This window comes from Dyella telluris, from assembly GCF_014297575.1.
In the GTDB taxonomy this organism is placed as follows: domain Bacteria; phylum Pseudomonadota; class Gammaproteobacteria; order Xanthomonadales; family Rhodanobacteraceae; genus Dyella; species Dyella telluris.
On sequence record NZ_CP060412.1, the window covers coordinates 20,958 to 38,209 of the forward strand.

The 17,252-nt window shown below is 67.5% G+C and carries 5 protein-coding genes; all 5 read left to right on the plus strand.

Annotated elements, in window-relative coordinates:
• The first annotated feature begins 5 nt into the window (after window positions 1-5).
• From H8F01_RS00100 to H8F01_RS00120, 5 genes are read left to right on the plus strand one after another with little or no spacing between them, the layout of a single operon-like run.
• Window positions 6-7,262, plus strand: coding sequence for a hybrid non-ribosomal peptide synthetase/type I polyketide synthase (locus tag H8F01_RS00100; protein WP_187057080.1), 7,257 nt, complete (start codon window positions 6-8; stop codon window positions 7,260-7,262).
• Window positions 7,259-13,705 carry a non-ribosomal peptide synthetase gene (locus tag H8F01_RS00105; RefSeq protein ID WP_187057081.1) on the plus strand — a complete coding sequence of 2,149 codons (6,447 nt, stop codon included), beginning with the start codon at window positions 7,259-7,261 and terminating at the stop codon, window positions 13,703-13,705. The genes H8F01_RS00100 and H8F01_RS00105 overlap by 4 nt, the downstream gene beginning before the upstream one ends.
• Window positions 13,706-13,731: 26 nt before the next feature.
• Complete coding sequence (locus tag H8F01_RS00110) at window positions 13,732-14,862, plus strand: glycosyltransferase family 2 protein (protein WP_238481096.1); 1,131 nt, start codon at window positions 13,732-13,734, stop codon at window positions 14,860-14,862.
• Window positions 14,856-15,956: a polysaccharide deacetylase family protein gene (locus H8F01_RS00115; protein WP_187057082.1), complete on the plus strand. Its 1,101-nt coding sequence runs from the start codon at window positions 14,856-14,858 to the stop codon at window positions 15,954-15,956. Before H8F01_RS00110 ends, H8F01_RS00115 begins: the two co-directional genes overlap by 7 nt.
• Window positions 15,944-17,209: an O-antigen ligase family protein gene (locus tag H8F01_RS00120; RefSeq protein ID WP_187057083.1), complete on the plus strand. Its 1,266-nt coding sequence runs from the start codon at window positions 15,944-15,946 to the stop codon at window positions 17,207-17,209. Before H8F01_RS00115 ends, H8F01_RS00120 begins: the two co-directional genes overlap by 13 nt.
• Window positions 17,210-17,252: the final 43 nt, after the last annotated feature.

Below are 17,252 nucleotides of genomic sequence, written 5' to 3' on the forward strand. Positions count from 1 at the left end.
CGCCCATGAGTCAGCCCAACATCCCGCAAACGTCTCCCGCCGGCACGGAGCTGTCCCTGCTCGATGTGCTGACCCGGCAGTCGCCGGCGACGACGCCTGGCCCGATGCAGCGGCTGACCACGGCGATCGATGCAGATCTCCTGCGCGGCATGGATGCCCGCGCGGCGCGACTGGAGCTTGCCCCAGTGTTGCTGCGCCGTGCCGCACTGGCCCTACTGGAGTCGCGCCTCACCGGGCAGGCGGAAATCGTGCTGGCCACCGCATCGGGCATCGTGACCCACAAGGTGCCGACCGAGGGCTCCGTGGATGCCTGGCTGCTTGCGCATGCCACCCCGTCCCGCGCCGAAGGCACGACGCCGAGCGCCATGGGCGCATGGACGGATGACGTCCCGGCGAATGTACCCGTACCGCTGCAATGGTCGATGGCCAACGATGGCCACCATCTCCAGCTCGATTACGACACCGCCGTGTTCGATGAGCCCATGCTGCTCATACTGGTCAAGGCGCTGTCGCACCTGCTTCATTCGCTCGCCCATCAGCAGGCCATCGATGCTGTCTCGGCACTCGATGACGAAACGCGCGAACACCTGCTGTCCACCTGGAACGATACGGCGATGCCGCGTCGCACCACGGACACCGTGCACGGCCTGTTCCGCCAGACGGCCGCCATGCAGGGCGATGCCATCGCGCTGGACGGTCCGCTTGGCGCGCTCCGCTATGCCGAGCTGGACCAGCGCAGCGATCGCGTCGCCGCCGGACTGATCCGTGCCGGCGTGATGCCCGGCGCCACCGTGGGCCTGCTGCTGGACCGCTCGCCGGAAGCCATCGTTGCCATTCTCGGCATTCTCAAGGCGGGCGCGGCGTATCTGCCGCTGGACCGCACGAATCCTGCCGAACGCCTTGCCTTCGTACTCGGTGATGCAAAGGCCAGCCTGATCATCGCACCCGCCGGCGTGGAAGCACCGCTGGGCATCAGCGCACCGGTGCAGGAACTGGCCGCGCTCATGGACTCGGAGGCCATCGCCGAACTGCCCGTGCTCGATGGCGATGCGCTGGCCTATGTGATGTACACCTCCGGCTCCACCGGCACGCCCAAGGGCGTGGAGATCCGTCATCGCTCGATCATCCGGCTGGTACGCGACGTCAACTACGTGGAGTTCGGCGCGCAGCCGCGTGTGCTGCACGCCGCTCCACTGGGGTTCGACGCCGCCACGCTGGAGATCTGGGGGCCGTTGCTCAACGGCGGTGTCTGCCTCGTACATGACGAGCGCGTGCCCAGCGGTGCCGGCCTGGCGAACACCCTGCGCCGGCACGATGCCCGCATCGCCTGGCTCACCGCCGCCCTGTTCAACGCGATGGTCGACGAAGACGCCACGCATCTTCGCGGACTGGAGCAACTGCTCACCGGCGGCGAAGCATTGTCCGTCGCGCATGTCCGCAAGGCGCAGTCACTCCTGCCCGGCACGCAGCTGATCAACGGCTACGGCCCCACCGAGTGCACCACCTTCGCCGCCACCTACCGCATTCCCGACGCGCTGGACGCCTCCGCGCGCTCCATCCCGATCGGTCGCCCCATCGCCGATACCACGCTTTACGTGGTCAACGCCCGCGGTGAACTGGTGCCCCCGGGCGTCATCGGCGAGCTCTACATCGGCGGCGCGGGCGTTGCCCGTGGTTACATGGCGCGCGAAGAACTCAGCGCCGCGCGCTTTGTCGCCGACCCGTTCGCCGGCCCCGGCCAGACGCTGTACCGCACGGGCGACCTGGTGCGCTGGCTGCCGGAAGGCGTCATCGATTTCATCGGCCGCATCGACGGACAGGTGAAAATCCGCGGCTACCGCATCGAGATCGGCGAAATCGAAGCAGCGCTGCAGAAGCTCGCCGGCGTTCGCGCCAGTGCCGTACTCGCGCGCGAAGACCAGCCCGGCCAGAAGCGGCTGGTGGCGTACTTCGTCGCGGAGGATGCCGCCGTCTCTGCCCGCGTTCTGCGGGAACAACTGGCGCAGTCGCTGCCCGAGTACATGGTGCCGGTCGCCTTCGTCCGCATGGACAGCCTGCCGGTAACCACCAACGGCAAGCTGGATCGCCGCGCCCTGCCCGCACCCGGACGCGGCCGCCCCGAACTGGCCGACCGCTACGTGGCTGCCGCGGGTGAACTAGAGCAGCGACTGTGCGCGCTGTTCGCCGACATCCTCGAACTCGACCAGGTCGGCCGGCTCGATCACTTCTTCGACCTCGGCGGCAACTCGCTGCTCGCCGTGCGCCTGATGGAGCGCGTGCACACCGACGTATCCAACGCACCGACCATCCCCGCCTTCTTCGCGGACCCGACACCGGCCGCGCTCGCCGCACTGGTCGAAGGCCGCACGGCACGCTCTGCGCTGGCCTCCCGCCTTTCGCGCGGCAGCCAGGGCGATGCGCGCGAACCCATCGCCGTCATTGCGGCAGCCGGGCGCTTCCCCGGCGCGGCCGATGTCGAAGCGTTCTGGGCCAACCTCTGCGAAGGGCGCGAAAGCATCACGCATTTCGATGCCGGGGAGCTGGACGCATCCATTCCTGCCTCGCTGCGCAGCGACCCGGCCTATGTGGCGGCGCGCGGCATCGTGGACGGCGTGGAAGACTTCGACGCCGCTTTCTTCGGCATGTCTCCCCGCGAAGCAGAGTTGATGGATCCGCAGCAGCGCATTTTCCTGGAGCTGTGCTGGGAGTGCCTGGAACGCGGCGGCTACACGCCGGATCGTCACGAGGCACCGGTCGGCGTGTTCGGCGGCATGTACCACGCCACGTACTTCCAGCATCACCTGACCCATCGCCCCGACCTGATCGAGAAGCTCGGCGCGTTCCTGGTGTCGCTGGCCAACGAAAAGGACTTCCTCGCCACGCGCGTGGCGCACAAGCTCAACCTCACCGGCCCGGCGGTGAATGTCAGTTCCGCCTGTTCCACCTCGCTGGTCGCCATCTGCCAGGCCGTCGCCGCGTTGCGCGCCGGCCAGTGCGAGATGGCTATTGCCGGCGGCGCCTCGATCACCTGCCCGCCACGCAGCGGCTATCTCACGCAGGAAGGTTCGATGCTGTCGCCGGATGGCCATACGCGCACGTTCAGCGCGCAGGCGCAGGGCACGGTGTTCAGCGACGGCGCAGCGGTCGTCTTGCTCAAGCGTTGGTCCGATGCGCAGCGCGACGGCGACGATGTGCTTGCCCTGATCCGCGGCATCGCCATCAACAACGACGGCGGCGGCAAGGCCAGCTTCACCGCGCCCAGCTGCGAAGGCCAGGCCGCCGTCATCGCCATGGCGCTGGCCGATGCGGGCGTGGACGCGCGTTCCATTTCCTACGTGGAAGCCCACGGCACCGCCACGCCGCTCGGCGATCCCATCGAGATCGAAGGCCTGACCACGGCCTTCCGCCAGCACACGGACGATTGCGGCTACTGCGCCATCGGCTCGGTGAAGAGCAACATCGGACACACCGTGATCGCGGCCGGTGCCACCGGCTTGATCAAGACGGCGCTGGCCCTGCACGAACGCCTGCTGCCGCCCTCGCTGCATGTGCAGGGCACCAATCCGAAGATCGACTTCGCCAACTCGCCGTTTGTGATCAACGATGCGCTGCGCGCATGGCCGGCCAGCGAGGCGCCCCTGCGCGCGGGCGTCAGCTCGTTCGGCGTGGGTGGTACGAACGCGCACGTGATCCTGGAAGAAGCACCCGCGACGACGCCATCGGATGCCGCGCATGGGCCCCAGCTGCTGTTCCTGTCCGGTCGCACGCCGACGGCGATGGCTGCCGCGGCCGCACGCCTGGCCGATCACCTCTCGGCACACCCGGCCATCAATCTTGCCGACGTAGGCAGCACCCTGCTGCACGGCCGGAAGGCTTTCAGCCAGCGCGCCACGGTGGTCGCCTCCAGCACCGACGAAGCGATTGCCCGCCTGCGGGAACTCTCCGCAAGTTCCGCGCACGAGGCCCGCAAGCCGGCGCCGGAGGTGGTTTTCCTGTTCCCGGGCCAGGGCTCGCAGTACGCCGGCATGGGCAAGGCGCTGTATGACAGCGAGCCGGGCTTCCGTGCCGCCATGGACGACTGCGCCGAAGCGCTGCGCGCCGAACTCGGCTTTGACCTGCGCGAGCGCCTGCTCGACAGCGACGCGACGGCGCTACGCGAAACCTCGCTCACCCAGCCGGCCACGTTCGCCATCGAGTATGCGCTGGCGAAGCTGTGGCTCTCCATGGACATCACGCCGACGGCCATGATCGGCCACAGCGTGGGCGAGTTCGTGGCGGCGGTGATCGCTGGCGTCATGACGCTTGCCGATGGCGCGCGACTCATCGCCCGTCGCGGCCAGCTGATGCAGGCTATGCCGGCGGGTGCCATGTTGTCGGTGCGCCTCGGTGCCGATGCGTTGCGCGCGCGTCTTCCCGATACGCTGAGCCTGGCCGCCGAGAACAGCCCGAACGCCAGCGTGGTCAGTGGCGAAAATGCGCAGGTCGAGGCGTTCCGCATCCAGCTGGAAGCCGAGGGCATCGCCTGTCGCCTGCTGCAGACTTCGCACGCGTTCCACTCCGCCATGATGGATCCCGTGCTCGAGCCCTTCCGCGCCGAAGTAGCGCGCGTGGCGCTGGCCGCACCGGTGATCCCTATCATTTCCACGCTGACCGGCGAACCGCTCGGCGATGCCGACGCCACCTCGCCCGATTACTGGACACGCCATCTGCGCGGCACCGTGCGCTTCTCGCCGGCCCTGCTCACCCAGCTGGCCGGCGAACCGCGCGTCTTCCTTGAGGTGGGTCCGCGCAATGCGCTGAGCACGCTGACCCGCCAGCACGCACCCAGCCGCTCGCATCAGGTCGTCTCCAGCCTTGCCGATGGCGAGGCTGGCGAGCGCGCGGCCTGGGTCGGTGCCATGGGCGACTTGTGGAGCGCTGGCCTGCCGGTGGCCGTGTGCGCGCTGGATCGTCGCGCCAACCGTCGTCGCGTGCGGCTGCCCACCTATCCGTTTGAACGCAAGCGTCACTGGGTCGAGGCCGCGGCACTGGCTGCCGCGGCTCAAAGCGCTGCCCAGGACAACGTCGTTCCGCTGTTCACCCCTTCGCCTGTTCCTGTCGTGGAGCCCACCATGGATGTCATTGCCTCCGGCGCCAACGCCGGCTCGCCCCGCCACGCCCGCCTGCTTGCCCAGCTCACCGAGCTGTTTGAAGACGTGTCGGGCGCCGAACTGCAGGGCGAAGACCCCACGGCCGGTTTCGTTGAACTGGGCCTGGACTCGCTCTCGCTCACCCAGGTGGCACTGCAGCTGCAGAAAACCTTCGCGCTGAAGATCACCTTCCGCGAACTGATGGAGTCGTTCTCCTCCTTCGAGCGCCTCGCCATGCACATTGACCAGATGCTTCCGCCGGACGCAGTGGCGCCGGCCGCCCCGGTCCTTCCCGCTGCACCCGGCGCGACGGTGGCTCCCGCCGCCATCGTCGCGCCGGTCATGCAGGTTGCCGCCAGCGGCAACGTCGTGCAGGACCTCATCCAGCAGCAGATGCTGATCATGCAGCAGCAGCTGGCCCTGCTTGCCGGCGCCACGCTGGCCGCCGCACCGATGGCCGTTGCACAGCCGCAGGCCGTGCAGCCACAGGCAGCGCCCGCACCGTCGCCCGCCGCGGCACCGGTGGCCGCCGCCGCGCCCGCGCAACCGGCGACGCAAGACGAAGAAACCGCGCTGGCCCACACCACGTACGACGTGAAGAAGGCCTTCGGCGCCATCGCCCGCATCCACTCCAACCAGACGGAGCTGAGCGACCGCCAGCATGCACGACTGGACGCCTTCATGCGTCGCTACATCGACCGCACGCGCGCCTCCAAGGAATACACGCAGCGCCATCGCGACCACCTGGCCGATCCGCGCGTGGTAAACGGCTTTCGTCCGCTGCTCAAGGAAATGATCTACCAGATCGTAGTCAACCGCTCCAAGGGCTCCAAGGTGTGGGATCTGGACGGCAATGAATACGTCGATGCACTGAACGGCTTCGGCATGAACCTGTTCGGCTGGCAGCCCGATTTCGTGCTGGATGCCGTGCGCCGCCAGCTCGATGCCGGCTACGAGATCGGCCCGCAGCATCCGCTGGCCGGCGAGGTGGCCGAGCAGGTGTGCGAGCTGACCGGCTTCGACCGCGCCGCGCTGTGCAATACCGGTTCCGAGGCGGTGATGGGCACCATCCGCATCGCCCGCACCGTCACCGGACGCGACACGCTGGTGATCTTCACCGGCTCGTACCACGGCATCTTCGATGAAGTGATCGTGCGCGGCACCAAGAAGCTGCACTCCGTACCGGCGGCGCCGGGCATCCTGCGCAATACCTCGGAGAACGTGCTGGTGCTGGACTACGGCACGCCCGAATCACTGCAGATCATCCGCGAGCGCGCATCGAGCATTGCCGCCGTGCTGGTGGAGCCGGTGCAGAGCCGTCGCCCCGACTTCCAGCCGCGTGATTTCCTCAAGGAACTTCGCGCCATCACCGCCGATGCCGGTGCGTTGCTGATCTTCGACGAAGTGGTGACGGGCTTCCGCTCGCATCCGCGCGGCGCGCAGCAGGTACTTGGCATCGACGCCGACCTCGCCTCCTACGGCAAGGTGGTGGGTGGCGGTTTCCCGATCGGCGTGATCGCCGGCAAGCGTCGCTACATGGATGCACTGGACGGCGGCGGCTGGCAGTACGGCGATGCCTCCATCCCCACCGTGGGCGTCACCTATTTTGCCGGCACCTTCGTGCGCCATCCGCTGGCACTGGCGGCCGCACACGCGGTGCTCAACCACCTCAAGCAGAATGGCCCGGCGCTGCAGGAACGCCTGAACGCGCGCACCAGCCTGCTGATGGACGAGCTCAACGCGTTCTGCGCCAGCGTCGGCGCGCCGATCCAGCTGGTGCATTTCGCCTCCGTGTGGAAAACCAATTTCACCGAAGACCACCCGCTGCAGGACCTGCTGTTCGCCATGATCCGCAGCCGCGGCATCCACCTGCTGGACAACTTCCCCTGCTTCTTCACCACCGCGCACAGCGAGCAGGATTTCCAGGCCATCGCCAAGGCATACAAGGAATCCGTGCTGGAAATGCAGGAAGCCGAATTCCTGCCGCGCAACAAGAAAGTGGAATCGCTCGCCATCGACGCCAGCCGCCCGCCCGTGGTCGGCGCCCGGCTGGGCAAGGATCAGGAAGGCAACCCCGCGTGGTTCGTGCCCAATCCTGACATCCCGGGCAAATACATGAGGGTGAACGCATGACTGCGAACGATCCGGCCCAGGGGCCCGATGCCGGGGCGGTTGCCGTCGATTACGACCCGTTTGCCGGTGCGACGCTGGCGCGCGTAGTACCCGCCACCGCGCCGCAGCGCGAAGTATGGCTGGCCTCGGCGCTGGAGCCGGAGGCCTCGCTGGCCTACAACGAATCCGTGTCGCTGCGCCTGCATGGCGAGCTCGATGTGCAGGCACTGCAGACGGCGCTGCAGCAGCTGATGGAGCGTCATGAAGCCCTGCGCGCAACGTTTGCCAACGAGGGCACCGAGCTGTGCATCGCCGCCACGCAGGACCTGCCCTGCCCGTTGCGCGAACTCTCGTGGCTGGGCCCGGACGAACAACAGGCCGAGATCGCCCAAACCCTGACCCGTGTGGTCAGCGAACCATTCGATCTTGATCATGGCCCGCTGGTGCGGGCCGAGTTGCTGCGCCTGTCGACCCAGGAGCACCTGCTGGTGTTCACCGCGCACCACATCGTGTGCGACGGCTGGTCGTTCGGGGTGATCGTGCGTGACCTCGCGACGCTCTATGCGCAGCAGACCGGCAAGGGCCAGGAGCTTCCACCTGCCGACCTGTTCGCCGACTACGCGCTTGCCGAAGCCGCACGTGCGCAGAGCGCCGATGGCAAGGGCGACGAAGCCTACTGGCTGACGCGCTTCGCCAACGCCACGCCCTCGCTGGACCTGCCCACCGACCACGCGCGGCCGCGCCAGCGCAGCTTCCACTCGCGGCGCGAGGATCAGCTGCTGGACGCTTCGCTGGTCGCCGACGTGAAACGCATGGGTGCGCAGCGCGGCGCCAGTCTCTATGCCACCCTGCTTGCCGCGTTCGGCCTGCTGCTGCAGCGGCTGAGCGGACAGGACGACGTGGTCATCGGCATTCCTTCCGCCGGCCAGGCCGCCGGCGGCCACCAGGATCTGGTGGGCCACTGCGTGAATGTGCTGCCGCTGCGCGTGGCCATGGATACAGCCGCGCCATTCAGCGACAGCCTGAAACAGGTGCGTGGCGACCTGCTCGATGCCTTCGATCACCAGCAGTACACCCTGGGCAGCCTACTGGCACGCCTTGCCTTGCCGCGCGACCCGGGCCGCCTGCCGCTGACCAGCGTGCTGTTCAACCTGGACCAGGCGCTGGACGAGCGCACGGTCAGCTTCCCGGGCCTGTCGTTCGAGTTCGCCGGCAATCCGCGCGTGTTCGAGAACTTCGAACTGTTCGTCAATGCCGTGCAGCTGCCCTCCGGCATCCGGCTGGAGTGCCAGTACAACAGTGACCTGTTCGAGGCTGCCACCATCCAGGCCTGGCTCGATGCCTACGTGACCCTGCTGCGTCACGCCGCCAGCACGCCGGATGCAGCGGGCGATGCGCTCGCGCTGGTGTCGCCGTCGGCACACGCCCAGCTGAAGGCGCTGCAGCCCGCGCGCAGCAACTATCCCGCGCAACAGCTCGCGCACGAGTATTTCGAGAAGCAGGTAGATCGTGCGCCCTCGCGCCTGGCCCTGGCCGGCGAAGCAGCGCTGACCTATGCGGAACTGGAAGCCCGCGCCAACAGCATCGCGCACGTGCTGCGCGAACGTGGCGTGGGTCGCGGCCAGCTGGTCGGGCTTTCGGTGGCTCGCAGCGCGGACATGCTGGCCGCCCTGCTCGGCGTGCTCAAGTCCGGCGCTGGCTATGTGCCGCTGGATCCGTCATTCCCGCCGGAACGCCTGGCCTTCATGGCGCAGGACGCCGAACTCGCCGCGCTGGTGGTGGATGACGAGGTCGACACCGTTTTCGACTTTCCCGCCGAAAGGGTGCTGTCGCTGAAGCGCGATGCCGCACGCATCGCCGCTACCAGCGATCTGCGCCTGCCGCAGGACGAACGCTCGGCCACGCCCGAGTCGCCGGCCTATGTGATCTACACCTCCGGCTCCACCGGCAAGCCCAAGGGCGTGCGCGTGCCGCATCGCGCGACATCCAATTTCATCAGCAGCATGCAGCGCGAACCCGGCATCCGCGAGGATGACCGACTCGTCGCAGTGACCACGCTTTCGTTCGACATCGCCTTCCTCGAGCTGATGCTGCCGTTGAGCGTCGGCGCCGCCATCGTGCTGGCCAGCCATGACGACGTGCGCGATGGCACGGCGTTGCGCCAACTGGTGGAACGCAGCCAGGCCACCGTGATGCAGGCCACCCCCGCGGGCTGGCGCGTGCTGCTGGAGTCGGGCTGGAACGGCCGCAACGGCTTCAAGGCCATTGCCGGTGGCGAACCGCTCCCGCTGGATCTCGCCGAGGCCCTGCTCGCCCGCTGCGGTGAGCTGTGGAACGCCTACGGGCCCACCGAGACCACGGTGTGGTCGACGCTGTGGCGTGCGCAGGATCCCCGTGCCGGCATCAGCATCGGCCGCCCCATCGCCAACACCACCGTCCATGTGCTCGACGAACACGGCGCGCCCTGCGCGCTGGGCATGCCGGGAGAGCTTTATATCGGCGGCGACGGCGTCACCCTGGGCTATCTCAACCGTCCGGAACTCAACGCCGAACGCTTCCTGCCCGACCCGTTCGGCAGCGACGAGCAGGCCCGCATGTACCGCACCGGCGACCGTGGCCGCTGGCTCGCCAACGGCGAACTGGAACACCTGGGCCGCCTGGATTTCCAGGTGAAGATCCGCGGCTACCGTATCGAGCTGGGCGAGATCGAGACCGCGCTGGTGGATCTGCCGGAAGTGGCGCGCGCCGTGGTGATGGCGCGCGAGGACCGTCCCGGCGACGTGCGCCTGGTGGCCTATGTGGTGCCGGCCGAAGGCGTGGACCTGGAAACGGTGGACCTGTGCCCGCGCCTGCGCCAGCGCCTGCCCGATTACATGCTGCCGCAGCACTTCGTGGCGATGACGGCCATTCCGCTGCTGCCCAACGGCAAGATCGACCGCAAATCGCTGCCTGCGCCATCTCAGCCGGTGGCCGAAGCCCGTCGCGACCGCCGCGCGCCGCAGAGTGATACCGAGCATCGCGTGGCCAGCGCGATGGAAGCCGTGCTCGCGTTGCCGGAACTGGATGTGCGCGACAACTTCTTCGCGCTGGGCGGGCACTCCCTGCTCGCCGCGCAGCTCACGGCGCGACTGAACCGGGAGTTCGGCATCGCGCTGTCGTTCCGCACGCTGTTCGACGCACCCACCATCGAAGGCCTTGCACAGGCCATCGACGGCTATCGCACACCGGCCACGGCCACGCCGTCGACGGATATCCCGCGACTAGCCGAGCGCCACGTGGCACCACTGTCTTCCATGCAGCAGCGCCTGTGGTACCTCGAGCAGCTGCATCCCGGTCGCGTGGTCTACAACACGCCGTCCGCACACCGTCTGCGCGGCCCCATGGACGTGGCGGCCTTCCAGCAGGCACTGCAGGACGTGGTGCAACGCCAGCCCGTGCTGCGCACGTCGATCGAAGCGGGTGAGAACGGTGGCGTCCAGCGCATCCATGCCGACCTTGTGCCGGAGCTGTGGCTGGAAGACCTGTCGGCCATGCCGGAACACGCCCGCATGGACGCACTGAAGCAGACGCTGGACGCGTCCATTGCCGAGCCGTTCGACCTCACCCAGCCGCCGCTGTATCGCGCCCGCCTGTTCCGGCTGGACGAGAACGACCATGTGTTCTTCTTCATGGCCCATCACATCGTGTGGGATGGCTGGTCGTTCGACCTGCTGTACGAAGACCTCTCCCGCGCCTACGTGGCGCGCAGCACCGGTGCCGGCGAAGGCCTGCCGCCGCTTGGTGTCGAGTACGCGGACTTCGCGGCGTGGCATCGCGACTGGATGCGCAGCGACACGGTGCAGGCGCAGTTGTCGCACTGGCTGAAGACCCTGGATGGCGCGCTTGAACCGCTGGAGCTGCCCGCCGATCGCCAGCGCCCTGCACGCATGTCGGGTGCGGGCGCCACCGAATGGGTACGCATCCCCGCCGAACGCGTGGCCGCCGTGCACACACTGGCGCAGCGCGAAGAAGCCACCTCGTTCATGGTGTTGCTGGCCACCTACTACGTGCTGCTGCATCGACTGAGCGGGCAGCGCGACCTGATCGTGGGTACGCCGGTGCGCGGTCGCGACCGCGTGGAAACCGAGAGCATCATGGGCCTGTTCGTCAACGCCCTGCCACTGCGCGTGGCGGTGGACCCGGATGCATCGTTCCGCGACGTGCTGCACCAGGTGCGACAGGTCGTGCTCGACGCCTTCGCGCACCCGGACGTGCCGTTCGAACAGCTGGTGTTCTCGCTGGGCCTGGCCCGCGACGAAAGCCGGCCGCCGATCTCCCAGGCCATGTTCTCCTTCCAGGATGCGCGCCGCCGCATCGTGTCGTGGGGCGGGCTGTCGCATGAGCACTTGCCGGTGTTCCAGCGCGGCGCGGCCGACGACATCGGCCTGTGGTTCCTCGAGCAGGAGCAAGGCCTGCTCGGCGGCATCACCTACAACACCGACATCTTCGACGCCTCCACCGCCGCGCGTTTCCGCGACTGCTACGAAACGCTGCTGGCCTCGGCACTGGCCGACCCGGCACGCGCCGTCGCCGCGCTCGACCTGCTGCCGGCGCACGAAGCGGCCCGGCTCGCCGCATGGAACCAGACGCAGCTGGACGTCCCCGACCTGCGCCTGCACGAGCTGTTCGAACAGCAGTGCGACCGCGTGCCGGAGCACGCCGCCATCCGTTGCCGTGACGTCACCGTCAGCTACCGCGAACTCGACGCACGCGCCAACCGCATCGCCCACGCGCTGCGCCAGCGCGGCGCACAACGCGGTGCGCTGGTCGGCGTGTCACTGACGCGCGGCATCGACATGGTGGCCACCGTACTGGCCGTGCTGAAAACCGGCGCCGGCTATGTGCCACTGGATCCCGACTTCCCGGCAGATCGCCTCTCCTACATGGCGCAGGATGCCGAACTGGCCGTGCTGGTCACCGACTCGACCCTGTCCGCGCGCATCGACGGCGTCGATGTACCGCGCCTGCTGCTCGATGCATCCTCCAGCGAACTCGACGCCCTCCCGTCGGCGCGACTGCCGGCCGATCCGGGGCTATGCGGCGATTTCCCCGCCTACGTCATCTACACCTCCGGCTCCACCGGTCGGCCGAAGGGTGTCGCCATTCCGCATCGCGCGGTGGTGAATTTCCTGGCCGGCATGGCGCAGCGTCCCGGCCTGCGCACCGACGAGCGCCTGCTCGCGGTGACCACGCTGTCGTTCGACATCGCCGTGCTCGAACTGTTCGGTCCGCTCAGCGTGGGTGGCGAAGTGCTGCTCGCCACGCGCGAGGAATCCATGGACGGCGATGCCTTGTGCCAGCTCCTGGACACGCATGGCGCCACCATGATGCAGGCCACGCCGGTCACCTGGCGGCTCCTGCTGCAGACCTCCTGGCACCCGCCGCAGGGTTTTCGCGCCCTGTGCGGTGGCGAGCCGCTCCCGGCCGACCTGGCCCGGCAGCTGCTGGATCGCGGGGCTGAACTCTGGAACATGTATGGCCCCACCGAAACCACGGTGTGGTCCACCTGCTCGCGCGTGGAGCAACCCGAACGCGGCGTTTCCATCGGCACGCCGATTGCCAACACCACCATCCACATCCTCGACGAGCGCGGGCGTCATTGCCCCATCGGCGTGCCCGGCGAGCTGTGCATCGGCGGCGAAGGCGTGGCGCTGGGCTACCTGCATCGCGAGGAACTCACGGCGGAACGCTTCCCGCGCGATCCGTTCGCACCGGGCGCGCGCTTCTATCGCACCGGCGACCGCGCGCGCTGGCTGGCCGATGGCACGCTGGAACACCTCGGCCGCCTCGACTTCCAGGTGAAGCTGCGCGGCTACCGCATCGAACCGGGTGAAATCGAAGCCGTGGCACGACTGGAACCGGGCGTGCTCGACTGCGTCGTAGTAGTGCGCGAGCTGGCGCCCGGCGATGACCGCCTGGTGCTGTACGCCGTCAGCAGCGAAGACGAAGACACGCTGTGGCCCAGACTGCGCGCGCAACTTGCCACGCGCCTGCCGGCCTACATGCAGCCGCAGCACATGGTTCGCCTGTCCGCACTGCCGCGCACGCCCAACGGCAAGACCGACCGCAAGGCCCTGCCCCTGCCCACGCTGGGTGCTACCGCCACCATCGAAGATGCCGAGCCCGGCGTCAGCGCCAGTGACGATGCGCGCGAGCGTTATCTCGGCGAAGTGTGGTGCCGGCTGGTCGGCGTGGACGACGTGCGCGCCAGCGACAACTTCTTCGATATCGGCGGCCATTCGCTGCTCGCCATCGAAATGGTCACGCAGGTGCGCAAGGAAACCGGCGTCAAGCTGAACCTGCTCGATGTCGCCACCAGCCCGCTGGCTTCACTGGCCGCGGCGCTGCCGGAGGGCGACCTCACGGAACCGGGTAAGAACGCCTCGCTGGGCGGCAGGCTGCGACAGCTCTTCGGCAGGCGGTGAGCGGACATGGCGACAGGGGGATCGACATGGGGACGATAGCGGCACTGGTGTGCAGGGCCAGCCTCCTGCTGCTGCTCTACATCTTCGTCGGCTATCCGCTCATTGCCTGGCTGTGCGCCAAGGTGATGCGGCGGCCGGTGCGCAAGCAGCCGATCCTGCCCACCGTGTCCATCATCATCGTGGTGCGCGACGGCGTGCAGCATATCCGTGCCAAGCTGAAGAACCTGCGTGCGCTGGATTATCCCCCGGAGTACATCGAGGTCATTGTCGCCTGCGATGGCTGCAAGGACCGCACCGCGGCACTCGTACGTCACGCGCATGATGCGCGCGTGCGGGTGCTGGAGTTCCCGGTGGCACGCGGCAAGGCGCTGTGCCTCAACGATGCGGTCGCCACGGCACGCGGTGAAGTGCTGCTGATGACCGACGTGCAGCACAAGCTCTCCCCGCTGGCCCTGCGCGAACTGGTGGACAACCTGGGCGATCCACGCGTGGGCGCGGTCAGCGGCAGCCTGGAGCTGGAGAACGTGAACAGCACGTTCGGCCATGGCGTGAGCGCCTACTGGCACTACGAGAAGTTCATCCGCCACCAGGAGAGCCGCTGCGGCTCCTCCATCGGCGTATGCGGTGCGCTGTATGCGGTGCGCAACGAGCTGTACAAGCCGCTGCCGGCAGCCACCCTGCTTGATGACGTATTGGTGCCGATGGATGTCGCCGCTACCGGTCGCCGCGTGGTGTTCGAGCCCCGCGCCATCGCCTGGGGCGAAACCGCGCAGGCACCCATGGAAGAACAGCCGCGCCGCCTGCGCGCCATGGTGGGCTGCTTCCAGTTGATGGATGTGGCGCCATGGCTGCTGTCTCCGGCGCGCAATCCGCTGTGGTTCCAGTTCATGAGCCACAAGATGCTGCGGCTGCTCGCGCCGTGGCTGCTGCTGTCCCTGCTGCTGTCCTGCACCTATCTCGCCCGCCAGCACATCGCTTACGGCGCGATGCTGGCCGGCTTGCTGGCATGCGCCGGCGTGGTGGCGATCGAACGTGCACGTCCCGATGCCGGTCGCTGGCTGCCGGTGCGGCTGATGGTGGCGTTCTTCTATCTCAACCTGTATGCGGCGCAGGCATCGATTGCCTATGCCCGAAGCCGAGGGGAACATTTATGGTGAGCCAGATGCCGAGCACGGGTATCCGCGAAAGGTTGGGCGAGCTCTGCTACAACGCGGGCCTGCTCAACCCTTTGCAGAAGATGCGTGCCTGGTGGCAGAAGGACCTGCGCATCCTTGCCTACCACCGCGTCATGCCCGTGCCCGATCCCGAGCACTATGCGTTCGACATGGAGCTGATCAGCACCACGCCGGAAGAGTTCCGCGAGCAGATGCAACTGGTGAAGGAGCGCTACCGGCCCATGCGCCTCAGCGACGTCGCCGCCGCCATCAATGCGGGCGAGACGTTGCCACCGGATGCCGTGGTGGTCACCTTCGACGACGGCTATGACGACAACTACCGCATCGCCTACCCCATCCTGAAAGAGCTGGGCGTTCCCGCCACGTTCTTCATCTCCACCGGCCATATCGACAGCGGGCGCCCGTACGCCTACGACTGGCTGGTGCACATGATCCTGTTGAGCGGCGCACCGCGACTGGTGCTGCCGGAACTGAACATGGACCTGCCCATGCCGGCCACCCGCGACGAGCGCCGCGCGCTGGCAGGCCAGGTGCTCGATCGCATGAAGGAGATCAGCGCACTGGCGCAGGCCGCGATGATCCGTCGACTGGAAACGCAGTGGAAGATGCCCTCCGAGCATGCCTATCCGCCGGAATGCCGCCCGATGAACTGGGACCAGCTTCGCGAGATGCGCGCCGCCGGCCTGGAGATCGGCTCGCATGGCGTGAACCACTGGATGCTCTCCAAGCTGCCGCGCGACGAGCTGGAGCGCGAGGTATTCGATTCCCGCAATGCGCTGCTGCGCGAACTGGGCCCGATGCCGCTGCTGATGTCCTACCCGGTAGGCAGCAACCGCGCGTTCGACCGTCAGGTAATCGAGGTAACGCGCGACGCCGGCTTCGACCTGGCCTGCAGCTACATCAGCGGCACCAATCCCCACCCCGCCGACAACCGCTATTCGCTGTACCGCATCGCGGTGGAGCGCTATTACGGCAAGGCATGGTTCGCCGCCCTGCTGGCCATGCCCGGCATCATCGGCTATCAGACACCGGCCCATCTCGCTTCAGTGGATGAGGCGAAACCATGTTCCCACTGATTCTTCTCTACGTTTTCCTGACCATTGTCCGACCGCAGGAATACATCCCGGCGCTGATCGGCCTGCCCGTGTTGCCGGTGGTACTGGTGCTGGCGTTCGCGGCCTGGATCGCCTCCGGTGCTCGCCGACCGCATGCGCCGCAGTTCCTGATACTGCTGGCGTTCTTCGGCGTGCTGATGCTGTCGGAAGTCGCCAATGGCTGGGTCGGCGGCGTGAAGGATCAGCTGGGCAAGTTCGGTCCGGTGGTGCTCATCTTTTTCATGATCGCCTCGGCGTGCACCACGCAGCCGCGCATCCGTACGCTGATGGCGGTGATGGTGATGTGCTCCACGCTGCTGGCCATCCACGGCATTGGGCAGCACCGCACCGGCATCGGCTGGACCGGCATACCGCTGGCGGAAGACGGCCGTATCCGCTACGCAGGCATCTTCGACGATCCGAATGACCTGGGCATGCTGTTCGTGTCGGTATTCCCGATGGGTTGCCTGTTGTTCAAGCGCGCGGGGTTCATTGGCAAGCCGTTCTGGCTGGTCTGCATCCTGACCGTGCTGTATGGCGTGTACCTCACCAATTCGCGCGGCGCCATGCTCGGCGTGCTGGTGGTGATCGGCGCCTACATCTGGTATCGCCGCGGCATGGTGGTGGCGGCAATACTCGGCGCCGCCGGTCTGGCGGTGATGAAGATGCTTTCCTCGCGCATGCAGGAGCTGGATGCCGGCGAGGAGTCGGCCAGCGGACGCGTGGACGCCTGGTACGAAGGTCTGCAGATGTTCAAGTCCCATCCGCTGTTCGGCGTCGGGCCGGGCAACTTTACCGACTATAACCCGCTCACCGCGCACAACTCGTTTGTGCTGGTGCTGGCCGAGACCGGCTTCGTGGGCTACGTGCTGTGGCTGGCGCTGATCGGCTATACGTTCTGGATGGTGGCAACAGTGCTGCGCCAGAAGCCTGATGCCATCACCGAGCCCGAGCGCTACGCCGCCTGGAGCGAGGAGCGCCCCATGGCGCTTACCCTGCTGCTCTCGCTGTGTGGCATGTTCGCCTGCGCGTTCTTCCTCAGCCGCAGCTACATGATCGTCCTGTACGTGGTGCTCGCCATCGTCACCGGTTTCTACGTAGGTGCGCGCGAGCGCATCGACAGCCTGCCCTCTTTCAGCATGACCGAAAGCGGCATGCGCTGGATTCCCGCTGCCATCGGCAGCATCGCTGGCCTGTTCGTGCTGGTGAGCATTCTCCTGAGGACCGAAGGATGAACGCTCGCCTTCCCACAGCCCTCCCTTCCGGCCTGACGGAGCA